Source organism: Paenibacillus sp. V4I7 (assembly GCF_030817275.1).
Taxonomy (GTDB): Bacteria; Bacillota; Bacilli; order Paenibacillales; family NBRC-103111; genus Paenibacillus_E.
Map to the genome: position 1 here is coordinate 7,327,915 of NZ_JAUSZD010000002.1, position 25,267 is coordinate 7,353,181.

At 45.4% G+C, this 25,267-nt stretch carries 24 protein-coding genes and 1 pseudogene; 17 read left to right on the forward strand and 8 right to left on the reverse strand.

What is annotated here, in order from left to right; all coding sequences use genetic code 11:
- The first annotated feature begins 176 nt into the window (after window positions 1-176).
- Together QFZ80_RS34300 and QFZ80_RS34305 are read left to right on the forward strand one after the other, a co-directional pair.
- Window positions 177-1,628, forward strand: coding sequence for a sugar porter family MFS transporter (locus QFZ80_RS34300; RefSeq protein WP_307563176.1), 1,452 nt, complete (start codon window positions 177-179; stop codon window positions 1,626-1,628).
- 416 nt (window positions 1,629-2,044) lie between these two features.
- Window positions 2,045-2,299, forward strand: a complete 255-nt coding sequence (locus QFZ80_RS34305) for a hypothetical protein (protein ID WP_307550893.1) — start codon at window positions 2,045-2,047, stop codon at window positions 2,297-2,299.
- Window positions 2,300-2,321: 22 nt separating this feature from the next.
- Here the strand turns inward: QFZ80_RS34305 and QFZ80_RS34310 are convergent, their stop codons facing one another.
- On the reverse strand, window positions 2,322-3,515 hold the full coding sequence (locus QFZ80_RS34310; RefSeq protein ID WP_307563178.1) for an MFS transporter: 1,194 nt from the start codon (window positions 3,513-3,515) through the stop codon (window positions 2,322-2,324).
- 222 nt (window positions 3,516-3,737) lie between these two features.
- Window positions 3,738-4,766 (reverse strand): NADH:flavin oxidoreductase/NADH oxidase, encoded by a 1,029-nt coding sequence (locus QFZ80_RS34315; protein WP_307563180.1) that lies wholly within the window; start codon window positions 4,764-4,766, stop codon window positions 3,738-3,740.
- A 159-nt stretch (window positions 4,767-4,925) separates the two neighbouring features.
- Here QFZ80_RS34315 and QFZ80_RS34320 point away from each other — a divergent pair, with 159 nt between their 5' ends.
- From QFZ80_RS34320 to hxlB, 3 genes are all read left to right on the forward strand, one after another.
- Window positions 4,926-5,246 (forward strand): winged helix-turn-helix transcriptional regulator, encoded by a 321-nt coding sequence (locus QFZ80_RS34320; protein ID WP_307550889.1) that lies wholly within the window; start codon window positions 4,926-4,928, stop codon window positions 5,244-5,246.
- 191 nt (window positions 5,247-5,437) lie between these two features.
- Window positions 5,438-6,073 carry a 3-hexulose-6-phosphate synthase gene (hxlA, locus tag QFZ80_RS34325; RefSeq protein ID WP_307550888.1) on the forward strand — a complete coding sequence of 212 codons (636 nt, stop codon included), beginning with the start codon at window positions 5,438-5,440 and terminating at the stop codon, window positions 6,071-6,073.
- Between the two features lie 5 nt (window positions 6,074-6,078).
- Window positions 6,079-6,636 carry a 6-phospho-3-hexuloisomerase gene (hxlB, locus tag QFZ80_RS34330; RefSeq protein ID WP_307550887.1) on the forward strand — a complete coding sequence of 186 codons (558 nt, stop codon included), beginning with the start codon at window positions 6,079-6,081 and terminating at the stop codon, window positions 6,634-6,636.
- A gap of 182 nt (window positions 6,637-6,818) precedes the next feature.
- Here hxlB and QFZ80_RS34335 read toward each other — a convergent pair whose 3' ends face one another.
- Complete coding sequence (locus QFZ80_RS34335; RefSeq protein ID WP_307563182.1) at window positions 6,819-7,244, reverse strand: DUF6843 domain-containing protein; 426 nt, start codon at window positions 7,242-7,244, stop codon at window positions 6,819-6,821.
- A gap of 193 nt (window positions 7,245-7,437) precedes the next feature.
- Between QFZ80_RS34335 and QFZ80_RS34340 the strand changes: the two genes are divergently transcribed.
- A complete protein-coding gene (locus tag QFZ80_RS34340; protein WP_307550883.1) occupies window positions 7,438-8,808 on the forward strand; it encodes a sodium-dependent transporter in 1,371 nt (456 codons plus the stop codon).
- 130 nt (window positions 8,809-8,938) lie between these two features.
- Here QFZ80_RS34340 and QFZ80_RS34345 read toward each other — a convergent pair.
- Window positions 8,939-9,112, reverse strand: a pseudogene (locus tag QFZ80_RS34345) (small acid-soluble spore protein H); the annotation flags it as partial.
- Between the two features lie 114 nt (window positions 9,113-9,226).
- Window positions 9,227-9,646, reverse strand: coding sequence for a hypothetical protein (locus QFZ80_RS34350; protein WP_307563184.1), 420 nt, complete (start codon window positions 9,644-9,646; stop codon window positions 9,227-9,229).
- A gap of 245 nt (window positions 9,647-9,891) precedes the next feature.
- Here QFZ80_RS34350 and rlmN point away from each other — a divergent pair, with 245 nt between their 5' ends.
- The 4 genes from rlmN (at window position 9,892) to QFZ80_RS34370 (ending at window position 13,113) form a co-directional block, all read left to right on the forward strand.
- Window positions 9,892-10,989: a dual-specificity RNA methyltransferase RlmN gene (rlmN, locus tag QFZ80_RS34355; protein ID WP_307550880.1), complete on the forward strand. Its 1,098-nt coding sequence runs from the start codon at window positions 9,892-9,894 to the stop codon at window positions 10,987-10,989.
- A 114-nt stretch (window positions 10,990-11,103) separates the two neighbouring features.
- Window positions 11,104-11,679, forward strand: a complete 576-nt coding sequence (locus QFZ80_RS34360) for a uracil-DNA glycosylase (protein WP_307563186.1) — start codon at window positions 11,104-11,106, stop codon at window positions 11,677-11,679.
- Complete coding sequence (locus tag QFZ80_RS34365) at window positions 11,680-12,282, forward strand: DNA-3-methyladenine glycosylase (RefSeq protein WP_307550876.1); 603 nt, start codon at window positions 11,680-11,682, stop codon at window positions 12,280-12,282.
- A gap of 138 nt (window positions 12,283-12,420) precedes the next feature.
- Window positions 12,421-13,113, forward strand: a complete 693-nt coding sequence (locus tag QFZ80_RS34370; RefSeq protein ID WP_307550875.1) for a dioxygenase family protein — start codon at window positions 12,421-12,423, stop codon at window positions 13,111-13,113.
- 613 nt (window positions 13,114-13,726) lie between these two features.
- On the opposite strand, the gene QFZ80_RS34375 is transcribed toward QFZ80_RS34370, so the two are convergent.
- Complete coding sequence (locus tag QFZ80_RS34375; protein ID WP_307564306.1) at window positions 13,727-14,233, reverse strand: hypothetical protein; 507 nt, start codon at window positions 14,231-14,233, stop codon at window positions 13,727-13,729.
- A gap of 277 nt (window positions 14,234-14,510) precedes the next feature.
- On the opposite strand from QFZ80_RS34375, the gene QFZ80_RS34380 reads away from it, so the two are divergent.
- Window positions 14,511-15,134: a glycosyltransferase gene (locus tag QFZ80_RS34380; protein ID WP_307563188.1), complete on the forward strand. Its 624-nt coding sequence runs from the start codon at window positions 14,511-14,513 to the stop codon at window positions 15,132-15,134.
- Between the two features lie 65 nt (window positions 15,135-15,199).
- Here the strand turns inward: QFZ80_RS34380 and thrC are convergent, their stop codons facing one another.
- Both thrC and QFZ80_RS34390 read right to left on the reverse strand, forming a co-directional pair.
- A complete protein-coding gene (gene thrC / locus QFZ80_RS34385) occupies window positions 15,200-16,588 on the reverse strand; it encodes a threonine synthase (protein WP_307563190.1) in 1,389 nt (462 codons plus the stop codon).
- 203 nt (window positions 16,589-16,791) lie between these two features.
- Window positions 16,792-18,477, reverse strand: coding sequence for a hypothetical protein (locus tag QFZ80_RS34390; protein WP_307550869.1), 1,686 nt, complete (start codon window positions 18,475-18,477; stop codon window positions 16,792-16,794).
- Window positions 18,478-18,750: 273 nt separating this feature from the next.
- Here QFZ80_RS34390 and QFZ80_RS34395 point away from each other — a divergent pair, with 273 nt between their 5' ends.
- The 6 genes from QFZ80_RS34395 (at window position 18,751) to QFZ80_RS34420 (ending at window position 25,248) form a co-directional block, all read left to right on the forward strand.
- Entirely contained in the window at window positions 18,751-20,496 is a 1,746-nt protein-coding gene (locus QFZ80_RS34395) for an ABC transporter ATP-binding protein (RefSeq protein ID WP_307555839.1), read from the forward strand.
- A gap of 26 nt (window positions 20,497-20,522) precedes the next feature.
- Window positions 20,523-22,271 carry an ABC transporter ATP-binding protein gene (locus QFZ80_RS34400; protein WP_307563192.1) on the forward strand — a complete coding sequence of 583 codons (1,749 nt, stop codon included), beginning with the start codon at window positions 20,523-20,525 and terminating at the stop codon, window positions 22,269-22,271.
- Between the two features lie 425 nt (window positions 22,272-22,696).
- Window positions 22,697-23,140: a MarR family winged helix-turn-helix transcriptional regulator gene (locus QFZ80_RS34405; protein ID WP_307550865.1), complete on the forward strand. Its 444-nt coding sequence runs from the start codon at window positions 22,697-22,699 to the stop codon at window positions 23,138-23,140.
- Between the two features lie 84 nt (window positions 23,141-23,224).
- Entirely contained in the window at window positions 23,225-23,626 is a 402-nt protein-coding gene (locus QFZ80_RS34410; RefSeq protein ID WP_307563194.1) for a DoxX family protein, read from the forward strand.
- Window positions 23,627-23,689: 63 nt separating this feature from the next.
- On the forward strand, window positions 23,690-24,643 hold the full coding sequence (locus tag QFZ80_RS34415; protein ID WP_307563196.1) for a ring-cleaving dioxygenase: 954 nt from the start codon (window positions 23,690-23,692) through the stop codon (window positions 24,641-24,643).
- Entirely contained in the window at window positions 24,640-25,248 is a 609-nt protein-coding gene (locus QFZ80_RS34420) for an alpha/beta hydrolase (RefSeq protein WP_307563198.1), read from the forward strand. The genes QFZ80_RS34415 and QFZ80_RS34420 overlap by 4 nt, the downstream gene beginning before the upstream one ends.
- Window positions 25,249-25,267: the final 19 nt, after the last annotated feature.

Genomic DNA, 25,267 nt, shown 5'->3' on the forward strand with positions numbered 1-25,267 from the left:
ACGGTTAATTGCAGGCATCAAGATTATGCTTGTAAACAACAAATAAGTGAAGGGAATTGGCCCCTAGCTTGAACAAAACGCATGGTATAATGAGTCTCGCATTAGACGGATTTACGAGTTGTTCATGATAAAAGACTCGCATATAAGTGCGAATAAGTCAGAAGGGATAATCGCTTATGAGCTCACATAAAAACAATCAAGACCAACAAGTAAGCATGAAGTTTGTCACGCTAGTTTCGATGGTTGCCGCTTTGGGCGGTTTACTATTTGGATTTGATACAGCTGTTGTGTCGGGTGCAATCGGTTTTATGAAAGAACGTTTCGACCTAAGTGAGGTGGAAGTGGGTTGGGCGGTCTCCAGCTTAATCATCGGGTGTATCGTTGGAGCAGCAGGATCCGGTATGCTGGGGGATAGGTTCGGTCGGAAAAAAGTGCTGATTATGGCTGCGATCCTATTCATTATCGGGTCCATCGGTTCCGCCATTCCAGATACGTTCACCGGCTATATTATTGCCCGAATTATTGGCGGACTTGGGATTGGTATTACCTCTACGCTATGTCCTCTTTATAACGCGGAAATAGCGCCTGCCAAGTATCGCGGCCGTCTTGTAGCTCTGAATCAGTTCGCGACGGTGACCGGTATCTTCCTCGTATATTTCATCAACATGGGCATTGCGGGGTATGGGGACGACGCATGGGATATTTCAACTGCTTGGCGATGGATGTTTGGCTTCGGGGTTCTTCCGGGCTTGCTGTTCTTAGTACTGCTTTTCTTTGTGCCTGAAAGTCCGAGATGGTTGATCAAGCAGGGGAGAGCAGCAGAGTCTCTTCCGATTTTACTTAAGATTCACGGCGACGAACTGGCCAGACAGGAAGTACTGGATATCAAGGAATCGTTCAGTCAGGAAAGCGGATCGATCCGCCAACTGTTCAGCCCAGCTTTGCGGCTTGCTTTAATCGTAGGAGTGGGACTGGCAGTTCTCCAGCAAGTTACGGGAATTAACGCGATTATGTACTATGCCCCAGAAATTTTTAAAGAAACGGGTGCTGGCACGAATGCTTCGCTGATTCAGACCATTTTGGTCGGTTTGATTAATTTCCTTTTCACTATTCTTGCTATATGGCTCATCGATAAGGTGGGACGTAAGGTCCTTCTACTTGTTGGATCTGCCTCAATGACAGTGTGCCTAGTTGTAATAGGTGCCGCCTTTCAAACGGGACAACCTTCCGGGCCATTGGTGCTAATCTTTATTTTATTGTATGTGGCTTCCTTTGCTGTATCGCTTGGGCCAGTCGTGTGGGTGATTATGTCCGAAATTTTCCCGAACCGTATTCGTGGAAAAGCTACGGCGATAGCTTCTATGGCGCTATGGACAGCGGATTATATCGTATCACAGACCTTTCCTCCGATGCTTGGTTCTGCAGGGCCAGCGGTGACATTCTGGATATTCGGTTTCATGTCCGTACTTACTTTCTTTTTCACTTGGCGTCTAGTACCAGAGACAAAGGGGAAATCGCTGGAAGAGATCGAAGCCTTGTGGTCTTCGAAAAAAGCATCTACTGCGAATAAAAGCAAAGAAGAAGAAGGCCTCCCATATAGAACTTTTTCTAACACACGTGAATCTTGAGTTGCTCGTTATAGCGCGATAATGGCGGTTATCGAACCCCTGTTATCATGAAAAGGAACGACGATTCGTTATTTTGAGCAAATGAGAGCTAAACAGGCATATCACGGAACGAGGATACCTTATTTGTTTAAAAAACACGTTGCAGACGCAAAAATGGTCAAATAACGCATCGTCGTTCCGCTTGAACCCAAATTTATGCAGATCTCAGTGAAATAGCGCATCCTTGTTCCTTTTAGATGGGTGGTAATAGGAACGGTCGCACATATGCGTAAAAAGAAAGAACCTCAACTCCACAAAAAGGAGCTCGAGGTTCTTTTTTACGATCCCTTCTGCCAAAACTAGTCATCTGTCACGAATTAACATCCAACGCATATCATGCAGATATGTAATTACGTGCGAAATGGAGTTGTTCCGAATTGGCGACACCTGATATAGATTATACGCAACCAGATGTTCAATACTTTTTTGATGTCAATAAAAACCGATTAAAAACTAATCCTGAACTATTGAGGAAAACTCTTAAACCTCTAGATAATCAAACCATTGTGATTGGACCTACGGACGAATGTGTGTCAGAAATGCATAAGCGGCAGGCCTATCCCTCGTATGCCAACACGACAAGTCATCCCCATGCAGCGCCTCAATACCAACATCCCACAAAACAATTATAATTATGGGAATCACTAGCGTTGATTATGCGGGTTTGCGTTCTACTATATAGCAAGCAAATCCTAAGATCAGCGCCAGTCCTACGAGTATGGCACCGACCCAAGGGAGGGCTGTGATTGCTAGATGTGTAATGACCCATCCCCCAATGAAAGCACCGGCGGCATTTCCTAGATTACCAGCTGAATGACTGGAGGTAGAGGCAAGTGCTGGTGCCGCCTGTGCAAGGCTCATAATACGTACTTGCAGCCCAGGAAACACAGCGAAGGAAGCAGCTCCCCACAGAAATATAGTCAAGACGGCAGCGACCGGACTATAAATGGTAAAGGTGAAGAGGGTAAGAATGACACATATCGAAAGGTAAAGTCCCAGTATGGAGGGCATCAGCTTCCAGTCTGCAAGCTTTCCGCCGACGATATTGCCGATGGTTACTCCACAGCCGAAGAGAACGAGGATCCAAGTTACGCTATGTTCAGCAAAACCGCTGACTTGCACTAGCAGTGGCGTAATATAAGTAAATACGGCGAATAGGCCGGCGTTACCTAGTGCTCCGATCAGCAGATATAGAAGAAGCTTGGGCTTGGCGAGAGCGCTAATCTGCTTAACGATACTCGCTGGTTTGTCATGCCGAATTTGCGGTATAAAGATAAGAATGCCGATTAATGCAATGATTCCCATGATCGCTATCGCGCCAAATGAGGATCGCCACCCCATGTGTTGACCGATGAATGTCCCCAGAGGAACACCGATAATATTGGCAATGGTTAGGCCAGCCATCATGATGGATACGGCCCCGGCACGCTTGTCCGGACGTACAAGATTGGAGGCGATAACAGCCCCAACTCCAAAGAATGTCCCGTGTGTCAATGCGGTTATCATACGGGCTCCCATCAAAATGGCATAGCTTGGCGCGAAAACAGAGATTCCGTTACCGAGAATGAATAAAAGCATAAGCAGACATAACAGTTTCTTTTGCGGGATTCGGTGGGTGAGAACCGTCAGGATTGGCGCACCGATAGCTACCCCGAGGGCATACATCGTAATGAGTTGTCCTGCGGATGAGATGCTGACATGCAAATCATTAGCGACATTAGGCAGCAGACCCATGATAACAAATTCAGTCATTCCAATGGCAAAAGCGCCTACTGTAAGGGAAAGTATAGAGATAGGGAACGGTTCTTTGGTTGCTTGCTCCTTGGTAATACGGTGTGATAACTCCATGATGTCAGTGTCAACCTTTCTCTTGTGTGTACTAAAGCTCCAATCGTAATCAAGTCGTGCCGATCAATAAGATCTTTTTCATATTATTTAGTTTTCAAAGCTTATAATCAAGACATTTCTTTTAAAAAATATGTAAAGAGGTGCGTTTTTTTGTCGAGCGATTGGACATTTTATTAAAAGAAGCCGCCCTTAATTATCTAAGGGTGGCTCCTTTTTTTCATATTAGTAAGCTCGAATATATTGTTTTGGAATATTATTTGGTTCATTGCGAAGCGTAATGGCAGCATGTGTTGCCCAGTACGGATCACGCAGCATGCCACGGGCAATCGCTACGAAGTCAGCATCTTCGCTGCCGATAACGGATTCAGCAAGCGCTGGATCTTCGAGCATACCTACAGCAATAACGGGTACATTCAGCGCCTCGCGGATTTTACGTGCGAACGGAACCTGATAGCCCGGGTAATTGCCTGGTTTTCTCTCTCCAGCAGGTCCTTCTCCGCCAGAACTCACATGAAAAGCATCTACTCCTGCAGCTTGGTAGGCTTTGGACAGCTCGATAGCATGATCAATATCATATCCGCCATCGACATACTCCACTGCGGAGATGCGGAAGATGAGCGGCATGTCAGCAGGCATTTCTTTCTTTACGGCTTGAATGACTTCTACACCAAAGCGGGCAAGGTCTTGACCGTAAACATCGTCTCTTTTATTCGTTAGAGGCGATTGGAACTGATGGATCAAATAGCCGTGTGCTCCATGAAGCTCGATCGTATCCACACCAGCTTGTACAGCGCGGCGGGCTGCATCACCGAATTTTTTAACCACGTCTTGAACCTCTTCGGTTGCAAGGGCGCGAGGCATTTTGTAAGCTGATCCCGGAAACTGTATCGCAGATGGGGCAACTGGGACTGCCGCGTCTTCTGCTTTGCGTCCCGCATGAGCGATCTGAATCCCGATTTTTGTGTTATGCGCGTGTACACCGTCAATAATTTTGGCGAAGGCCGGAATCTGCTCGTCTGACCATATGCCTAAGTCGAAATCGGTAATGCGCCCATCGGGATCAACATCCGTCATTTCCATAATAATGAGGCCTGTACCGCCAATAGCGCGGCTAAGATAGTGAACATAGTGCCATTCATTTGGCTTTCCGTCTTTAGCTGTAACCGAATATTGACACATTGGCGCCATAACAATGCGATTATTTATGTGTAAACCTTTCAGATCATAGGAAGCAAATAATTTCTGAGTCATAGTCATCTCTCCTTTTAGCTATTTATGAAGACAACCCTAACAAGGGTTCCTATTGCAACTGATAGTCACGCCATTTATTATTAATGGTATTGCAACTAAAAGCAAGTACCTACTTTTAAGTACTATAGTATCAAAAAGTATACTAAAGGAGTCGTTACCATGGGCGATCAACGATTTAAGAACTCGGTAGAAATGACCTTGAAAGTCATTGGCGGCAAATGGAAGCTGGTCATTCTTTGTCATCTGATGGACGGCGTCAAACGCTTTGGCGAGTTAAAAAGAGGGATGCCTGACATTACGCAAAAAATGTTAACCCAACAACTACGCGAATTAGAGGATGACGGCATTATCCATCGGGAAGTATTCGTTCAAGTACCTCCGAAAGTCGAATATTCTTTAACGCAATATGGCCTAACCATGGAGGAAGTGCTCAATGTAATGGCTGATTGGGGGCATAACCACCAAGAACGAATTAACTGAAGCTCAAATGTTACAAAAAAATTCAAGTTGTAGGGACCTTTAACTTCGTGTTGACGGTCTTTTTTGTCATTCATAGTTTCCAAATGGGTACTACGTCACTGAATAGTGCGTACTTCCTTTTCGAAAAGTATCATCGTACAATTGGACCCATGAACAATACAAAACAAAATTATATGAGGAGCGAGTCATCCATGGAACTTCAATTAGCGTTAGATCTTGTCGACATTCCGCAAGCCAAGAAATTGGTGAAAGAAGTGGAAGCATATATAGATATCGTTGAAATTGGCACACCGGTTGTCATTAATGAAGGACTTCGCGCGGTCAAAGAAATCAAAGCAGCTTTTCCTAACCTCAGAGTATTGGCTGACTTGAAAATTATGGACGCCGCTGGCTACGAAGTTATGAAAGCATCCGAAGCAGGAGCAGACATCGTTACCGTATTAGGTGCCTCCGAAGACATGACGATCAAAGGTGCTGTAGAAGAAGCTAGAAAACAAGGCAAACAAATTCTGGTTGATATGATCTCTGTGAAAAATCTTGAGCAGCGTGCTCAAGAGATCGACGCACTCGGCGTTGATTATATCTGTGTGCACACAGGTTATGATCTACAAGCAGTCGGAAAGAATTCATTTGAAGATCTTCTGACGATCAAGCGTGTTGTGAAGCAGGCCAAAACAGCGATTGCGGGAGGCATTAAATTAAGTACACTTCCGGAAGTTATCAAAGCGAATCCTGATCTTGTTATTGTCGGCGGAGGTATTACTGGACAAGAAGACCAGCAAGCTGCAGCCGCAGAAATGCAGAAATTGATCAAACAAGGATCTTAATTCGCATGGAAACGAATCTGTATTTAGCTGAAATCCTTCATGAGCTGCAGCAGGGTGCCAACCAGCTGAATGACGATCAAGCGGATCGTTTTGTAGAGCGGATCATGGAGTCAAGCAAGGTTTTTGTAGCTGGGGCCGGTAGATCCGGCTTGATGGCCAAAGCTTTCGCAATGAGGCTGATGCATATGGGCATTGATGCTTACGTTGTGGGTGAGTCGATCACGCCAAATGTCACGGAAAAAGACATGCTGATCATCGGATCAGGTTCTGGGGAAACCAAGAGTCTCTTATCGATGGCAGAGAAGGCCAAAACCTTGCAGGCTTCTGTCGCGCTAGTAACGATATTCCCAGAATCAAAGATCGGACAGCTTGCGGATATCGTCGTTAAGCTTCCTGGCTCGCCTAAAGATAAGTCGTCTAGCAATTACTCCACCATACAACCAATGGGCTCGCTATTTGAGCAAACTCTCTTGCTATTCTTTGACGCTGTCATCCTTCGGTTAATGGAGAAAAAAGGTTACGACTCCACGACCATGTTTGGTCGACACGCTAATTTGGAATAAACGGGTCTGTCTCAAAAATAAATAAATTCACTTAGGGACTCAGAAAACAAAAAATGAGATGGCAAGGTTAATCTTGCCTTCTCATTTTTTGTTTTTATGTCGATTGCAAGGGAAAGTCTCGCCAGACTTCTAGATAGAGGAAAGTCGATTCGTTAGTATGGGAAATCTGCGATAAGTGGTTTTTACTCCCATTGCTCTTTTGTCCCAACAAAAAAACGGAGTTTTTCTGGTATTTTAGTTGTTGTGCCATCAGCGTTCCCTATTTCCCCAGAACTAGTTCCTAAACCATGTATCATTATCACAGTCTCAGGAAGTTTTGTTTTTTGTCCATTATAATCAACATAATAAAAAACCATAGAGCCACTAATGTTTCTACTTGAGGTCTTTATTTTTCCAGAGGGCGGGACTTCATAAACAATGTAATTCCCTTCATGTTTCAACGCAGGAAATTCAGGTTGATCAAATACAACTTCTATCCACCCCGAATATTCTTTGGGTAATAGAAACTTATGAGTTGGATTATCCGGATTGCCGAAAATAATTATTGTCCCTAATATTAGACAGACAATTACCGAGACTGTGCTAGCAATACCTAGTATCTTCTTCACAAATATCCCTGCTTTCTAAGGTTAGTTTCCATTACATAAATGTCGCCTAACAACAGAGAATAAGGAACAAGAATAGAGATTTTCACTACGTATTTCTGCTGTTGGGAACTTGTGAAATTTTACAAGGTGACGAGAGACGGATTCTCCAGTAATATTATGGCATCAAAATAACGTTAGGAGTTCATCATTCATCATGAGCAACGATCAGACATCAGGACAAGCAGCAGGCAAAAAAACAGGAACGGTTGAGCGTTTTACGTCTACAGGTTTTATTTTGGCTGCGATCGGCAGCTCGGTAGGGCTGGGCAACATGTGGAAGTTTCCCTACATTACGGGTAAACATGGCGGTGCCGCCTTTTTCCTATTATTCATCATATGTTTAATTATTGTAGGCTTACCTATTTTACTTGCAGAAATGACGATTGGCCGCGGCGGTAGAGGTAACGCATCGGTATCTTTCTTTAATCTGACGGGCAAAAAATACTGGGGAGCATTCGGGTTATTATCGATTCTTACCGCTTTCATGATCATGTCCTATTACGCGGTAGTCGCGGGATGGACACTCCATTATACAGTAGAGTCATTTACTGGCATCTTGTTCCAAGAGGGCTCCGACTATAAAGACAAGTTCCTATCATTCGCTTCGGGCTACTGGCCTATCTTCTGGCAGGCTGTTGTTATGGTGGTTACGGGCGGGGTTCTTGCTAAAGGGGTTTCTGGTGGTATCGAGAAATTCAACAAAGTTTTGATTCCCGGATTTCTCATCATCCTACTGGTTCTTATGGTCCGTTCGCTTACGCTCCCAGGAGCGGGAGAAGGGGTATCCTTCTTCTTAAAACCTGACTTCTCCAAGCTGGACGCGGAGTCTGCGCTAGTTGCTTTGGGACATGCGTTCTTTTCCTTATCGCTAGGGATGGGCTGTATGTTAACCTATGGGTCCTATGTGGAAAAAAGACAATCACTTGGCACAGCAACTCTCGCCATTGGTTTCGGTGATTTGGTATATGCTTTCATCGCGGGACTAGTCATTTTCCCAACAGTGTTTTCTTACGGGCTTCAGCCTGGCGAAGGCGTAGGCTTGGCGTTCATGGCGCTGCCTGCAGCGTTCTCGCAAATGCCATTTGGCTTCTTCTTTGGTGGTCTATTCTTCTTGCTCCTAGCCATTGCGGCGTTGACTTCAGCGATTTCCATTTTAGAAGTACCAGTCGCTTATGCCATGCATAAATGGCAGTGGAGCCGCAAAAAATCAGCGGTTATCTTATCCATCCTTTGCTTCTTAGTAGGTGTTCCTTCAGGGCTTTCTGTTGGAGGTGTGCTAGGGGATTTCAATCCTGGAGGTAAAAGCATTTTTGATTGGATGGACTTCATTACTTCCTATGTTCTGATGCCATTCGGTGGGTTAGTCGTTACCTTGTTTACGGGATACGCGTGGAAAAAGGCTGGAGAAGAAGCAGGTTTGAAAGGGTTTTGGTATAAAGCCTGGATGTTTTTACTGCGCGTAGTAGCTCCTGTTCTTATCGTTTGTGTATTCTTGCATTCGATAGGTATAATTAAATTTTCATAGATCTGTACCCAATATCATTAGTCAAGAGGATACCGCGAAGGTATCCTCTTTCTTTTCTTCTTATTTCTTTTCAATCGTTCGGCAATGGGCATATCATTTTAATATCTTCCATCTCCAACATTTGAGAGCTCTCGACTAGACTGCTCAAAGGGACACTTTGCTCATTTTCCGGTTGATCCAAGGGATAAATTCTGGCGGTTTCATTCTTGTCGTCAACATGTTGGATGTAGATCGGCGTCCCATTATAAGTAACATCAACCATGACAGGTGAAACAGCAATCTCTTGAGCGCGTTGATTGTTCATTTTTTGGCCTCCTTCACGTACTAGTTACATTATTTGTGTATGTGAAAGGATGTATTCATGGAAAGACACCCCCAGCTTTAGCTTTTTGGAGGTGCCTTATATTTTAGTTAATTCTTATATTAAGATGATAGCTCTTGCTACCCAGCTAAATTTATTCAGCTGAGCAGATGTACCGTCACCAACTGTAATAAATGAACCGGTTAAAGTGATCCCGCGGTTGATTGTTGACCTTTGAATATAGCCCTCATAGAGCTGATTGTTGATTCCTGCGATGCTGCCACCCGTCACAAATCTTAGAAAAGTAATTTTACCAGAAGGTACATCGTACCACCCTCGGATAGGATTCCAAAATACCGTTCCTGTCACAAAACCATTACTGCCGACAGTAGTGTTTAGCAGGCCTCTAAATCCATTAGCTTCGATAGACCAGGTTGCTCTAATAATAGGAATTTGAGTAGGACGCACACGACGTTTTTTAAGTAGGACCGCTTGGGTTTTAAAATAAATAGGGAACTTCTCTGTTTTGGATGCCATTCTTCTCACTTCCTTTTATCCTATTCTATGTAAAAGTGGTGGAAACTGAATGGATTAATAGATTAGTAGAATAGCGTATTATTCGAAAAAAGGATGGTAAAATAAGAGGTAGATAAAGGAACGGGTATGACTTCTCACTCCCCTTGTGTTCATGAAGGATTTTTGGCACAATAATAAACAGATGGTACGCTTCGGCTGCTTAGTAGAATAGGACTGTATGTGAAAGTCTTGAAAAGAGGATAACGATGAATAAACAATCCATCTATGGATTAACGTTGGATCAATTGATTGCATGGCTTGAGCAAAATGGACACAAAAAATCGCGGGCATTACAAGTCTGGGATTGGCTATATCGGAAGCGGGTAACCGACTTTTCAGAGATGACGGATGTGAAGCAGGATTGTATTCAGAGTCTGGAAGAGCATTTCGTCATTCAGACGTTGACTGAACATACGAGGCAAGAATCAGCGGACGGTACGATGAAGTTCCTTTTCAAGCTGCAGGATGGTAATTTGATCGAGACCGTGTTGATGAGACATAAATTCGGGTTGTCCGTGTGTGTAACGACGCAGGTCGGCTGTAACATTGGGTGCAGCTTCTGTGCGAGCGGGCTTTTGGCCAAAAGTCGTGATCTATCCAGCGCAGAAGTCGTGGAACAAATTATGAAGGTTCAGTTTCATTTGGACAAAGCGGCCAAAGACGAACGAGTCAGCCACATTGTTGTGATGGGCATTGGCGAGCCATTTGATAATTTCGAAAATATGGTTGATTTTATCCGCGTTGTGAAAGACCAAAAAGGCCTAGACATTGCCGCTAGACATATTACAGTATCAACTAGTGGTCTTGCTAATAAAATTATCGAATTCGCGGACTCAGATTTGAAGGTAAATCTTGCGATTTCTCTGCATGCCCCGACGAACGAGCTTCGTACCCGGATCATGAAAATAAACAAAGCGATTCCGATAGAGAAATTAATGCAGGCGATCGAGTACTATTTGGCCAAAACGAACCGGAGAATTACATTGGAGTACATTTTGCTGAAGGATGTTAACGACGGGAGAGAGCATGCGCTGCAATTAGCAGAGCTCATCCAGCATATTCGCCACCTTGCCAACGTGAACTTGATTCCTTACAATCCAGTAGATGAGCATAGTCAATATCAACGGAGCGAGCGGGAATCCGTGCGGGCTTTCTATGATACGTTGAAAAAGCAGGGCATTAGCTGCAGTGTTCGCCTTGAGCATGGAACGGATATTGATGCCGCTTGTGGACAATTAAGAAGTAAACAGATCAAACAATCCACAGGGGATAACCTGGGTCAGGATAGTTTGGTTGTAGGCTAATAGACAAGGCGAGAACCCATCAGATGCTGATCGGGTTCTTTTTTCGTTAAGAATAGCGGCTCCGGCATATAGGGAAAAATGTTTTTAGAACCAACTGGGATAGGAGATGTAAGCATGTTAGATTTCAAAGCCGTTATTCTACAGGAGGAAATTGCACCTTCTCATGCCATCGGATGCCAGCAATGTGAGCTCTCCAAGCAGCGCCACCGCGTGATTTGGGGGGAAGGTAATCCCGAAGCTCCGATTTTCATTATTATGGATAACCCGGGTGCCCGTGAAGACAAGGAGGGACAAGCTTTCATATGCAGTACAAGGGAAACTTTACAGATGGGGATAAGGGAAGCGGGGCTGGATTTGGGCTTGGTTTATGTAAGTTATTTATTGAAGTGCCGTCCGATTCGAGCCTATAACAAGCCCGTAGCCAGAGAGGCATGCTCTTCCCATTTAAAGCTTCAGCTTGAAGAGAAGAAACCCAGTTTGTTGTTTGGACTAGGGAATGTTGTTATGGAGTCTATGTTTCCGGATGTTGAAGCCGATGTAAAAAGTTACAGGGGTAGGTGGCACACGTTCCAAGGGTTACCTGCTGCTTTCTCTTATCATCCACTCGCTGTACGCCGAAGACCCGTCCTCATGAAATATTTCACCGAGGATATTAAGCTTGTTGCTCAGAGGATCAAGGAAATGACTTAAATGGAGGTAGATGTTCTGTCTTCCCAACCTGTTACTGCTGCATTTTTTGAGCAGCCCACACTGTTCTTGGCTCGGTCGCTGCTCGGTAAATTGCTTGTGAAAGAAACCGAATTAGGCATATCTTCAGGCTGGATTGTTGAAACAGAAGCCTACATAGGTCCCGGGGACCGCGCCGCTCATAGCTTTGGCAATCGCAGGACACCGAGAACGGAAGTGATGTTCGGCCCTCCGGGCTATGTCTATACCTATGTGATGCATACCCATTGTCTAGTGAACATAGTAAGCGGGGAGCTAGGCCATCCAGAGGCTGTCTTAATTCGAGCTGTGGAGCCCTGTACTGGAATTGATCACATGTATGATCGCCGCGGCCATGATAAAAAACTAAAGGAGCTCACCAACGGTCCCGGCAAACTAACAAAAGCAATGGGCATTGTAAAAGAGGATTATGGAAGACCTTTTTTTGAGCGTCCTCTCTACATTGCGGAAGGAAAACCAGTAGAATCCGTTGCTGCTGGACCAAGAATCGGCATCGACAATAGTGGAGAAGCCAGAGAATACCCGTGGCGATTCTGGGTTGAAGGGAACCCTTTTGTTTCAAAATAGCTAAGGAGCTGCATTTTTTCGTCTATCCTGTACCTGTTTTCAGTAAACTTTAAGCCAATCTTAGGCTGAATTTCAGGGAATTCCCCCAGTTCCATGCTATTATATTCGTACAAGAGTTTTGAAATGGGGGGGACGACAATGGAAGAAAAGCAAAATGAGCTGAAATCTATAAATAAGAAAATAACGCGTCGTCGGTTCTTGGTATCCAGTGTTTTAATGGTCACCAGTGCGGCGTTAGCAGCCTGTGGAATCAATTTGGGCGGAGGAGCAACGACGCAGCCTGAAGGTAATCAAGCAAAGGAAACAGCGAGCGAATCACCGAAAGCTGCAAATCTGGAGCCAACACCTGCGTGTGGTTCACCAGAGGAGATGACGCCAGCAGTCACGGAAGGTCCGTATTTTACACCTAACTCGCCGGAGAAAAGCTCCCTGCTAGAGCAAGGGATGAAAGGGACGAAGCTTACGCTTGTAGGCTACGTTGTATCCACGTCGTGTAAACCGGTTGCGCATGCGTTATTAGACTTCTGGCAAGCAGATGCCGACGGTCAATATGATAACAAAGGCTTCACCCTTCGGGGGCATCAATATACGGATGATAAAGGCAAGTTTACATTAGAAACGGTTGTACCGGGCTTGTACCCAGGGCGAACACGCCATATCCATGTGAAGGTGCAGGCGCCGAATGGTCAGGTGCTGACGAGTCAACTTTTTTTCCCGAATGAAGCGGGTAATGCGAAGGATGGCATCTACAACAAAGCACTGCTGATGGATATTAAAAGCAATGCTGATGGCAGTCAGTCGGGCTCCTATCAATTCGTTGTAAAGGTATAAATAAAGGAGCCCATGAGAAATCATGAGGCTCCTTTTCGTCTTAAATAGGTAAGAATTTTGTTTCTTGGGTAAGCAGAGCTTGTCCCCTGATTTAGCTTCTTTAATTGTGGGTTTTGCAGATTGAGATGGTTGGTAAGTGATTTTTCATTTGGTGAGTTGGTTTTTTGGGTCTGGGTTCTGGTTGGAGGAGGAGAGGGAGGGGGGCCTGCCCTTAGTCTCTATCTGTCTTTGACCTTGACTTTGTGTTTGACTTTTTTCTTTGTTCTTGTTCTTGTCTTCGGTCTATTCCCCGCAAAAGTTGTACAAAGTACAACAATTCCGTTGGTTTCTTCTCAATAAGCTGTAAATGTTGTAGGTCGTACAACAATTTAGCCTAATTTCATTGAATTGAGCTAATTCTCTAAAGTATTGTTGTATTTTCTACAACATTCGCGGGGATGAAGCTGTTTTAGCCTACGTAAAGTTGTACATTATACAACTTTAAGAATACCTTTGACCAAACATTTCTGGAATAAGCGACTTTTGTGATGATAAAAGTTTGCGTCTAAACTTACCGCATTAACTAACAAACCCTCTCGTCAAAAGGAGGGTGTAATCCGTATTCTTGAAAGGATTACATTGTTTTCCGATTACGCGTAAACATCATGAAGCCGCCTGCTATGATGAGAACGATGGCGATTATCGGTTGGTTGTGGAAAAATTGGCTGAAAATCGAGCCTATAGAGAAAATGGCGAAGAACAAAAGGGACATGACGGTTAGAATGTTAATCGGGATGAGTAACCATTTATTTCGTCCTCCGAACCAATACAGTTCGAATAAACCGACAGCAACAGCCAGCATAAATCCAGGCCACATAAGGTGCCAGATATCGAACAGCATGGAGATTTGGCAGATGACGCCAGTCGTTAAAACGATCCCTCCTGGGACAAGCACGCCAACACCCCGCCGCTGCAGGATGAAGAAGTATAACCAGTGGAAAAATACGCCCACGGGTATGACGAACAAAGTTGGCCAGAAATACTCAAAGATGGTACCGGTATTGAACGTACTATCACCTTTTAGAAACATAAAAATCCCTAAGATAATTAATATAGGGCCAAGAAAGGCGCTGCGATTCATATTCAACATGCTCACTCCTAAATGTTATTATCCATTCTTAATTACTTTAAGAATATCATGACAAGGGATAAGTGTCTTCCTACTCAGGGGGAGGATGGGTATCGGTCGGAGGACTGATTTTTACTGCGTTGTGGTCTTCCTTTCTTGTTTGAGAACGTGAATGAGTTTCATGAATGAAAATAGTCCACAAGCACACAATAAACGGAATGTACACCGATTTATGCCAAAAGGAGTGATGTTGATGAAAGGCAAGTTTGTAAAGGTAACGCTGCTATAAATGTCCATTGCCTTAAGTGTTGTTCCGCTCAGAGCAGAGGCTAAGGTAGTGGACGAACACGCCGTCGTAAAAATGCAATGCTACAGCCAATCGATGGTAAAGCTGAAAGGTGACTTAAGAAAGCTATGGCTCGAGCATATGCTATGGACGAGAAGCTACCTCGTAAGCGCCCTAGCTGGTCTAGAAGATCAAGAGAAAGTGCTGGCTAGACTACTTAAGAATCAGAAGGATATCGGAAATGCGATAAAACCTTATTATGGGGAAGCAGCCGGTAATAAGTTAGGAGACCTGTTGACAGAGCATATCGTCATAGCGGGCAAAGTTGTAGCTGCAGCCAAAAGCGGCAATGCGCCTGATTTCGAGAAGTATAATAAGGAATGGTATCGGAATGCTGATGATACCGCCGCATTTCTCAGTAAAGCGAATCCGAATTGGCCCATGAAAACTCTACAAGATATGTTATATGGGCACTTGCAATTGCTCACAAACAACGTGTCAGCTAGGCTCAAAAAGGACTGGGATGCGGATATTGCTGCGTTCGATCAGGGCGAGGAGCATATTATTATGCTAGCTGATCTTCTTTCGGATGGGATCATAAAACAATTTCCTAAACAGTTTAAGTAACGGGGATAAACAAGTATAAATAAAAAAGCCTCGAAGACAATCGTCTTCGGGGCTTCTTCGCATCATTAGAAAAACTTAACGAGTTGATCCTTGATCTCGTCGTTCGTACCACCAACGACCGTCTGGAACTGCGGCTTATCGAATAGCGCTTGAATTTGCTGTGGATAAGTCTGCTCAATGCTGCGCAAACGGATCGACTCATCGAATTTAGCTGGATGAGCGGTCGAAAGGGCAACCGTCACTTCACCATCTACAGCGAGTTTGTCAGCAGCAGCTACCCCGCAAGCTGTGTGCGGATCGAGCAGATACGCGTATTTCTCATAGTACTCGCTGATTGTGTCGAGGCACTCTTCATTCTGAACGCCATAGGCAGCGAAGTCAGCTTGCACGGCTTGCAGCTTATCAGCAGGGATAACAACACGGCCTTCAGCCTTGAACTGATCCATGATGGCCGAGACAGCTTGCGCGTCTTCGCCATAGAGGTAGAACAAGTAGCGCTCGAAGTTGCTAGCCACTTGAATGTCCATGGAAGGACTGTGTGTTCCACGGAACGCTCCTGGTTGGTAAACACCGTCCTGTACGAAACGTTCAAGAATATTGTTTTCGTTCGTTGCGAGAATGAGTTTATGGATGGGAAGACCCATTTTCTGTGCCAAGTAACCAGCAAAGATATCGCCGAAGTTACCAGTCGGCACACTGAAATTGACCTTCTCAGCCTGATTATTTTTCGCTAATTGGAAGTAAGCATAAAAGTAATATACCGTTTGTGCCAAAATGCGGGCAATGTTGATTGAGTTAATCGCGCGCAAATGGTAGCGGTGCTTGAACTCGACGTCGGCGAACAATTCCTTAATAATACGCTGGCAGTCGTCGAAAGTGCCTTCAACGGAAAGATTCAGCACATTCGCGTCATCAACGGTGGTCATCTGCAATTCTTGAACCTTGCTGACCTTCCCGTGTGGGTGAAGGATACAGATTCGGATGCCTTCTTTACCTCGTACACCTTCAATCGCTGAAGCTCCTGTATCCCCTGAAGTGGCTCCAAGAATATGGATAATCGAATTCGTTTTGCGAGATACGTACGAGTAGAGATTGCCCAAGAATTGAAGAGCGATGTCTTTGAAAGCAAAAGTAGGTCCGTGGAACAATTCCAGCACGTACGTGCCGTCGTTCAGACGTTTGACCGGTGTCACAGCGTCATCCCGAAAGGTTGCATAGCTATCGTCAACGAGCTGCTTCAGCTCATTGCGAGGGATTTCGTTATTCACATATAGCGAGAAGATTTCAAGAGCCAACTCCGAGTAGGAGAGCTGTTGCCACTTCTGTAACGTGTCTGCCGATAATTGTGGGATATGCTTAGGAACAAGTAAACCGCCGTCGTCTGCCAATCCCATCAAGATGGCATCAATGAAGCCGATGGGTTCTACTTTTCCGCGAGTGCTAATGTATTCCATATGAGTCCCCTTACGATTGAATTTTCAGTTATTGTATCAAAAATCAGACCATTTGGACAGTGTAGATACTTTACAAATGAGCAAGAAAACCCTCCAACAGTGGAAGGGTTCGTAGATTTGCCTTTATTATTACCACGTGCAACGATGCTAATTTTATTATCTGAGAATCACATGTCCATTCACACCTATTCTTGCAAGTGGAATTAATCGTTAATGCTCAGCAGTTGACTGACACCTGATGCATAATCGGTTTTGAATGCGGCAGCGTCATCTTCGCTGACACTTCCAGCAGTCACGAAGGCATTCATATTCTCGTTCGCTTGAGCTAACAATTTATAGAGCAAGGAATCGGAATCTGTTTGTGCTGCTTGTGCCAAACTCTGACCTTGTGCTACACGCTTCGTCAAATCAGCAACCTCGATATTCGAAACGGTAGCGACATCATTCATAATACGGTCCAAGCGTTCTGCCAAGTAGCTTTTCGCATCAACCGGGACCTTGTAGCCTCGTGTACCGATGGCATCATTCAGCAATGCATAAGCATCTTGTTTCGTTGCATCTTTATCACTGGCATTCAACCAGCCATTTTGAACTGCTCGGCTCAAATAATTATCAACTCTAGATTGCAGAACCCCAAGAAGCTCGTCGTCTGCGAGGTTTGTTGCCTCTACCAGCGTTTTTCCTGAACCTAACGCGGCTTCCAGGTCACCTACAGGAGAACCGATGTACCCGGCGCTATCGCTGATGATGGAGCGTATACTTTCAGCAGCGATTCCTTTGTTGCTGCTGCCGACAATGCTTTGTCCGTATCCATTTTGTGTGATAGCATCGCCTAGTTGTTTGGCAGCACTTTGCTCGAGCTGGCTCGCCAATTTAGCAGAGATATTACCGGCTTGCCATTCGGTTTCGAACCCTTGGTTTATGTTGCTCGTTAATTGGGAGAGTAAGTCGTCATAGGCCAGACCCGACGCCGAAACCAAACTTTGTCCAGCGCTCAGAGCGTCAACCACGTCGCTATAATCTTTACTTGCGAAGATAGCTGTTGCTTGAATGGTCCAATCCATCTTATCGGAGAGAACAGATTGCCCGTATTTCTCCATCCAGCTCGTTGTTGCTATATCGTATCCTTTCTCCCTGACAATCTGTGCCACAGCCGCAGCTCCGGTTTGCTCGGCTTTATCGAGAAGGTCGGCTTGGAGCCCGCCGGTTGTTACAGCCGCCTGCAAGTCACTATTTAGCATGGCTGTCAAGGAATCTGTCAATGTACCAGCGTCAATCCCAGTAGCTTCGGCTAAGCTCTGACCATTGCGAAGGGCAGCTCTTAGCCCAGAGGAGTTAATGTCTGTTGCAATACTTGCTGTATCCGAGATGATGTTTTGCAGGCGATTATGAATAATTTCAGAGCCATTGTTATGTATGGACGTCGTAAGAGCCGTTTTTTTCCAACTACCGGAAACGAGATCATTAATTCGAGAAGTGGCAAGCTGTTGAAGTTGTGTTGATTCTTTCTGTGTAAGTTCGCCTGTTTTAACCTGATAAGCAAGATCTTGTAAGAAGAAATCGGTGAGCTTTGCAACTAAATCTGATTGTCCCAGCCCGGAAGCGGCTGCTAGGCTTTGATTATTTGCAATTGCGTTAAGTACATCACTACTATCTATATCTGCTGCTACGGCGGTATACTGGTCTAGTTTGCTCAGCCACCTGTTTAATACCAAGGTAGGATAATCTACAGTTATTGATGCAGCCTCGTCTGAAGTTGCTGCCTCTTGAGTCTGACTGTCAGGCGTAAGAGCATCACTCGCGTACGCTGAATGTACCGGTAATACAAGGCCGCTAGTCGAGGTGGCTAATACAGCTACCCCCATTAATACCACGAAATGTTTTTTCATAAAATACGCCATCCTTCCGATTTGAATTTTCCAGTTTTTCCTTCTGGTCTCTACAAATTGAAGTATAGATTTCCTTCCTGAAAATGGAATGAAGGAACCCTGAAAACCAGCTGATATTCCGCTGAATGATTTCTGAGTAAATGCTGAGGATTGGCTGAATTTGAAATCGACCCTAAACGACGGGAAGTTTTATTTAAATTTATTTTGGCGTAGACTTGATCACGGGTAATCTATAGAATCAATATGTGCACACTAAAATGGAAAGGGGTGGAAATCTTGTCTTTTGTAATGAAATTGCGGTGGTTTTTCAAAGAAAGATGGAAATACTACGTGCTTGCTATCAGCTTGATGATCTGTGTGAATTTATTGGCGACAATTCCGCCTAAAATGATAGGGAATACAATCGATCAGATTGGCAGCGGCAGTTTAACGGCATCTAGCCTAAGTCAGACGGTCCTTCTGCTTGTAAGCTTGTCTCTCCTACTATATGTAATTACTTATGTTTGGATCACGACCCTATTCGGCAATTCGGCACTCGTTGAGAAAGTGCTCAGAGGGCGTTTGCTGGCTCATCTGACGAAAATGACACCGGCTTTCTTCCAACGAAACAGCACGGGTCAGTTAATGGCATTAGCCACTAATGACGTGCTCGCTATTGGCCAGACTGCTGGTTACGGCGTTATGACACTCGTTCACACGTTGGTTGGGGCATCCGTCGTTATTATTACGATGATCTCCCTCATTAGCTTCAAATTAATGATTGCGGCGCTGATTCCTCTGCCTTTTCTAGCCTTCGTGATTAGTAAGCTGGGTCAAAAAGTGAGAGTTCGGTTCCTTGCTGCACAGGCCTCTTTTGGCCAAATGAATGATCATGCACTTGAGTCCATCTCCGGTATTCGTGTGATTCGTTCTTATGTTCAGGAAGATCATGACCTAGTCGCCTTCGATAAAGTTACGTCGGAAGTGATGAATAAGAATAGACGCGTATCCATGTTGAATGCGCTTTTTCAGCCACTTACATCGTTAATTGTGGGTCTAAGTTATTCGATAGGCATTGGATATGGCTCCTATATGGTCTTTCATAATGAGATCACGCTGGGTCAGCTGATTTCATTTAATATTTACCTAGGTATGCTGATCTGGCCGATGATTTCTTTCGGCGAGTTTATTAATGTTCTGCAGCGCGGTAGTGCCTCGGCTGACCGTCTGGATACAGCGCTGATGCAAAAAGCGGATATTGTGGATGCCGATGCACCGATTTCGGTGAGTGTGCCGGAGCGTATCGAGATGAAGGAGTTAACCTTTACCTATCCGACAGCAAACCATCCAAGTCTCGTTAACGTTTCTTTTCAACTAGAAAGAGGGCAGACGCTAGGGATTGTAGGTCGGACGGGTAGCGGCAAAAGCACGCTGCTGAAGCAGCTGCTGCGGCAATTCCCGATTGAACCAGGTAAGCTGCTGTTCGCGGGTGTGCCGATTGAGAGAATCGCCTTGGATCAAGTGAAGCGTTGGGTGGCCTACGTTCCGCAGGAGCACCTGCTGCTGTCAAAATCTATTCGCGACAATGTCGCGCTGGGTAAGCACAACGCTTCGCCGGAAGAGATTGCACGGGCTGTTGAGATGGCCTCTTTTACCCAGGATATCGAGCAAATGCCAGAAGGCTTAGCGACAATTGTCGGCGAAAATGGCGTCATGCTGTCCGGTGGACAGAAGCAGCGTTTGGCAATTGCTAGAGCGCTTCTGATCGACTCGGAAATCCTGCTGCTGGATGACTCGTTATCCGCTGTCGATGCGCGTACGGAAAGCCGCATCCTCCAGCATATCCGTAAGGAACGTGCGGGCAGAACGACATTGATCAGCACGCACCGACTCTCGGCTGTGAGCCATGCGAATTGGATCCTCGTCCTAGATGAGGGGCGAATCGTCGAAGAAGGTACCCACGAAGAGCTGATGTTGTTCGGCGGCTGGTACCGAGAGCAGTGGGAGCGTCAACAAATGGAAGCGAGTTTGGAAGAATGACAAAAATAAGAAGGGAGGACGACAAGATGCAGAAACCGTCCACGGCGAGAAGGCTGATTTCGTATGCGCTCGTCTATAAGTTCAGGATTATCGGCGCGCTGCTCATTCTTTGCTGCGCAGTAGGCGCCGAGCTGGGCGGACCTTATATAACCAAAACCATTATCGATCAGCATTTGTCTACAGACACTCGTTCGATGGCACCTGTACTTAAGCTGTTAGGCTTATATATGGGACTGCTCCTTATAGCAAGCGTTTGTAATTTCTTGCAAGCCTATTTGCTCCAATCTACGGCTTTGCAAATTATCAAAAACATGCGCATGGACTTAATGCAGCACATTCAGCGCATTTCGCTGCGCTATTTCGATAACACGCCGATCGGGCAGGTTGTATCTCGAATTGCGAACGATACCGAGGCGGTCCGCGACTTATTCATGAGCTTCATGGCGACGTTTGTCGTAAGCATGATGCAGCTAACGGGCATCTTCATAGCTTTATTCATTCTAGATTGGCATCTCGCTCTGTTTTGCTTGGTGCTGCCGCCTATCTTTGCTTTAATTATGGTCGTTCACTTAAAATATTCGAAAATCTTCATCACCATTATGCGTGCACGGCTGAGTGATATGAACGCGATGATTAATGAATCGATCGTAGTAATGCCAATTATTCAAGCTTTTCGCCGGGAGAAAGTGACGCTTGAGGAATTCGAAGTACTGAACAAGGATCGCTATGTGAATCAACTTAAGCAGTTCCGCATTTTTTCCTTATCCTCTCGTAATATTGTGGGGACCATCGGTAGTTTAGTGACGGCTATGGTCATTTGGTATTTTGGCCGGGAATCGTTGACAGCTGTGATTTCTTTCGGGGTGTTTTATGCTTTCATCGATTATTTGGGGCGGATCTTTCAACCGATTATCGGGATTTTCGATCAATTGACGAATGCGCAAAGAGCCTTTGTTTCCGCGGATAAGGTGTTCACTATCCTAGACATGGAAGGTCAAGAGGTAGAGAAGACCGATAAGGTCAGCCGCCCGGAAGGCGTCGTGAAGTTCGAGAACGTAACCTTTGCCTATAAAGCAGGGGAAAACGTGCTGAAGCATATTTCGTTCGAAGCTCGCAAAGGGGAAACCGTAGCCTTGGTCGGACATACAGGCTCAGGCAAAAGCTCCATCATGAACCTGCTGCTAGGTTTCTATGAACCGGATGAAGGCAGCATTACGATTGATGGACGCGACATCCGGGGGATGTCCAAGCAAGCGCTGCGCAAGCATATGGGCATTGTTTTGCAGGATCCGTTCTTGTTTGCCGGAGATATCAAATTCAATGTGAGCCTCTATAATAAGGAGATTTCGCTTGAGCGCGTGAAAAATGCGCTAAGTGATGTAGGCGCGGCCTCCTTCATCGAGCAGCTGCCTAACGGCTATGATGAGCAGGTTGTGGAGAGGGGAAGCACCCTCTCTTCCGGCCAAAGACAGCTCATTTCATTCGCGCGTGCGTTGGCCTTCGACCCGTCGATTCTCATCTTGGATGAAGCGACAGCCAGCATCGACAGTGAGACGGAGGGGCTGATCCAGCGAGCGTTGAAAGTGGTAAGCGAAGGTCGCACGACTTTGGTCATCGCGCATAGGCTGTCGACGATTCGCGACGCTGATCAAATTCTCGTGCTGCACCGCGGCGAGATTGCCGAGCGTGGCAACCATGAGACGCTGATGGCGCTGGGTGGCCGATATGCGAAGATGTATCAGCTGCAGAAGGGCGAGTCAGCTGTTGTAGGCTGACCTAAGCGTATAAAGCCCTGCCTATAACTGAAGCTTAAGACGTGTTGCAAGAGGATGAGCCTTTCCCGATAGGGGATGGTTTATCCTTTTGTCATTTTGCCGAGATCAGGCCATTTTGTTTTAAGAAGATGCAAAAAGTGCATGTATTTCCGTGATTAGACCACATATTTAGAAAGAACCTGCAAAAAGTGCAGCAAAAAGAACGCTTTTTAACCATATCGACTTGTTTCTATTTCGGGCTAGCTAAGTGGATATAATCGCTTTATAAGCAGAATGATAAAAGGAAGAACATTATTTTAAAAATACCCATTGACATCTATCTCAAAATAAAGTATCTTTAAATCAAGATATTACAAACTAAGATTTCGCAGCACAGCACGCACACCACAGCGAAGCAAAATGATAAAAGAAATGAGGTGAACCAAATGAGTGAACAGAGAAATGATTCATTAGATCTCTATATTGCACTCTCCAGAGCAAGTGAATGGGTCAACGCCCATGGGGACCGCGATATTCGGAATTATGGATTGAATCGAACCGAATTCGGTGTTCTAGAGCTGCTTTATCATAGAGGTGCGCAGCCGATTCAACAGATTGGCGGCAAGGTGCTTATGAGCAGCGGGAATATCACCTATGTTGTAGATAAGCTGGAGAAGAAAGAGTTCGTAAAGCGAAAAACATCATCCGAAGACCGTAGACTCGTTTTTGCAGAAATTACAGAAAAAGGGAAGCAATTTATTGAAGAGGTATTTCCCAAGCATACCGAGGTTATAGAGAAAGCGGTAGCTGGACTTACGTCAGAAGAGAAGAAGATAGCTAGTCAATTGTTGAAGAAGCTCGGTAAGTTTGCTCAGGATGGTTTCAAGTAGTTTGCCCCCCATAAGAGGTGTTAACTACTTAACCTTTTAACTAATATCTTAAAATAGAGATTCTTAAATTGGAGGAGAATGAATATGAGTATCGCATTGGGATTATTAATCATTCGTTTGGTTGTTGGATTAAGCTTTATGGCGCATGGGGCACAGAAGTTGTTTGGTTGGTTCGGAGGCTATGGTCCGAAAGGAACGGGCGGCTGGATGGAATCCATCGGCATTAAACCTGGTGTTGCTATGGCGGTTATGGCAGGACTTATGGAGTTCGTAGGCGGTGCGTTGTTCGCCGCTGGCTTAGGTACAGTCTTTGCTTCATTGCTCATTGTCATGACCATGGTCGTTGCGATTGTCAAAGTACACGCTAAGAACGGCTACTGGGCTACGGCGGGCGGTTATGAATACAATTTGCTGCTCATTGCAATTGCAGTAGGTGTGGCATTAATGGGTGCAGGAGCTTACTCCGTCGACGCTTTATTCAATTAATAATCTTGGATACTTTTAAATCAGGTCTGGAATAATTAAACTAAACTAAAGGAGTTGGATTCAATGACACAACAACAAACAGCAGGTATTCACCATATAACGGCTTTCGTACAAAATGCACAGGAAACGGTTGATTTTTATGCAGGGGTTCTAGGGCTTCGGATGATCAAAAAAACGATTAACTTCGACGCACCTGAAGTGTACCATCTGTACTTTGGTAATGAAACGGGAAGTCCGGGGACTATCATCACCTTCTTCCCATGGGCGCACTCTCGCAAAGGACGTATCGGCGGCGGTCAAGTCGGTATCACGACGTATGCTGTACCTACAGGTAGTCTATCTTTCTGGGAAGAGCGTCTAACGCAATTTGACATTCCTTTTGAAAAAACACAAAGATTCGCAGAGACATACCTTCAATTCGAGGATCGGGATGGTCTGAAACTTGAAATCGTAGAGCGCGAGCAAGGAGCGCTTAGTCAATGGTCATTCGGCGGCATTCCAACGGATAAAGCGATCAAAGGCTTCGGCGGTGCTGTTCTCTACAGCACGGCACCTGACAAAACTTCTCAGCTGCTAGAGCAGGTGATGGGGCTTCAGAAAGTAGGGCAAGAGGGAGCTTATGCTCGTTTTAAATCCTTCGGAGATTTAGGGAACATCGTTGATATTAATGTAACCCCGATGGCCTATGGAGCTGGAGGAGCAGGTACCGTCCATCATATTGCATGGCGCGCCAAAGATGATGCTGAGCATGCCCTCTGGAGAAGCCATGTACAGACAAATGGGTTCCAACCTACGCCGATCGTTGATCGTCAATATTTTAACGCGATCTACTTCCGTGAAGAAGGCGGCATACTCTTTGAGATTGCAACGGATCCTCCGGGCTTTGCACGTGATGAACAGCCTGAGGCGCTAGGTGAGAAACTGATGCTGCCGGAATGGTTCGAGGAGAGCCGTGAACAAATCGAGCGTAATCTTCCGCCGATTCAAGTACGTGTATTGGAGGCGAAAAAACAATGAAGCATATCTTTCAAAAGGGAACGGATGTAACGGCACCTGTACTCGTGCTCTTTCATGGTACGGGAGGCACTGAACGTGATCTTCTGCCTCTAGCTCAAGCGATTTCACCGACATCGTCAGTGCTAAGCGTTAGAGGTAATGTGCTTGAGAATGGCATGCCGCGGTTTTTTCGCCGGCTGGCTGAGGGAATCTTTGATGAGGAGGACCTCATCTTCCGTACCAAGGAATTGTACGATTTCCTCGATCAAGCTGCCGTGGAACACGGCTTTGATCGTCAGAATCTCGTAGCCATCGGCTACTCGAACGGTGCAAACATCGCCGGAAGTCTTTTATTTCACTATCCAAATGCACTGCGAGGAGCCATTCTCCATCATCCGATGGTGCCGCGGCGAGGCATTCAACTGCCGGATCTCTCGGGTATTCCCGTCTTTATTGGAGCGGGTCAGAACGATCCGATCTGCTCCCCGCAGGAGACAGAGGAATTACAGAAGCTGTTAAGTGAAGCGGGATCAACTGTTGCCGTTCACTGGGAACAAGCAGGGCATCAGTTGACGCGTTCAGAGGTAGAAGCGGCAGGGACGTGGTTTAAGACGAATTTATCATGAGGCCGAGTCTAGTAAAGGT

Bases quoted from the DNA above. Each gene is read 5' to 3' on its own strand.
- QFZ80_RS34300 (WP_307563176.1), top strand. From the start codon at position 177: ATGAGCTCACATAAAAACAATCAAGACCAACAAGTAAGCATGAAGTTT.
- QFZ80_RS34310 (WP_307563178.1), bottom strand. From the start codon at position 3,515: ATGGAGTTATCACACCGTATTACCAAGGAGCAAGCAACCAAAGAACCG.
- QFZ80_RS34315 (WP_307563180.1), bottom strand. From the start codon at position 4,766: ATGACTCAGAAATTATTTGCTTCCTATGATCTGAAAGGTTTACACATA.
- QFZ80_RS34320 (WP_307550889.1), top strand. From the start codon at position 4,926: ATGGGCGATCAACGATTTAAGAACTCGGTAGAAATGACCTTGAAAGTC.
- hxlA (WP_307550888.1), top strand. From the start codon at position 5,438: ATGGAACTTCAATTAGCGTTAGATCTTGTCGACATTCCGCAAGCCAAG.
- hxlB (WP_307550887.1), top strand. From the start codon at position 6,079: ATGGAAACGAATCTGTATTTAGCTGAAATCCTTCATGAGCTGCAGCAG.
- QFZ80_RS34340 (WP_307550883.1), top strand. From the start codon at position 7,438: ATGAGCAACGATCAGACATCAGGACAAGCAGCAGGCAAAAAAACAGGA.
- QFZ80_RS34350 (WP_307563184.1), bottom strand. From the start codon at position 9,646: ATGGCATCCAAAACAGAGAAGTTCCCTATTTATTTTAAAACCCAAGCG.
- rlmN (WP_307550880.1), top strand. From the start codon at position 9,892: ATGAATAAACAATCCATCTATGGATTAACGTTGGATCAATTGATTGCA.
- QFZ80_RS34360 (WP_307563186.1), top strand. From the start codon at position 11,104: ATGTTAGATTTCAAAGCCGTTATTCTACAGGAGGAAATTGCACCTTCT.
- QFZ80_RS34365 (WP_307550876.1), top strand. From the start codon at position 11,680: ATGGAGGTAGATGTTCTGTCTTCCCAACCTGTTACTGCTGCATTTTTT.
- QFZ80_RS34370 (WP_307550875.1), top strand. From the start codon at position 12,421: ATGGAAGAAAAGCAAAATGAGCTGAAATCTATAAATAAGAAAATAACG.
- QFZ80_RS34375 (WP_307564306.1), bottom strand. From the start codon at position 14,233: ATGAATCGCAGCGCCTTTCTTGGCCCTATATTAATTATCTTAGGGATT.
- QFZ80_RS34380 (WP_307563188.1), top strand. From the start codon at position 14,511: ATGTCCATTGCCTTAAGTGTTGTTCCGCTCAGAGCAGAGGCTAAGGTA.
- thrC (WP_307563190.1), bottom strand. From the start codon at position 16,588: ATGGAATACATTAGCACTCGCGGAAAAGTAGAACCCATCGGCTTCATT.
- QFZ80_RS34390 (WP_307550869.1), bottom strand. From the start codon at position 18,477: ATGAAAAAACATTTCGTGGTATTAATGGGGGTAGCTGTATTAGCCACC.
- QFZ80_RS34400 (WP_307563192.1), top strand. From the start codon at position 20,523: ATGCAGAAACCGTCCACGGCGAGAAGGCTGATTTCGTATGCGCTCGTC.
- QFZ80_RS34405 (WP_307550865.1), top strand. From the start codon at position 22,697: ATGAGTGAACAGAGAAATGATTCATTAGATCTCTATATTGCACTCTCC.
- QFZ80_RS34410 (WP_307563194.1), top strand. From the start codon at position 23,225: ATGAGTATCGCATTGGGATTATTAATCATTCGTTTGGTTGTTGGATTA.
- QFZ80_RS34415 (WP_307563196.1), top strand. From the start codon at position 23,690: ATGACACAACAACAAACAGCAGGTATTCACCATATAACGGCTTTCGTA.
- QFZ80_RS34420 (WP_307563198.1), top strand. From the start codon at position 24,640: ATGAAGCATATCTTTCAAAAGGGAACGGATGTAACGGCACCTGTACTC.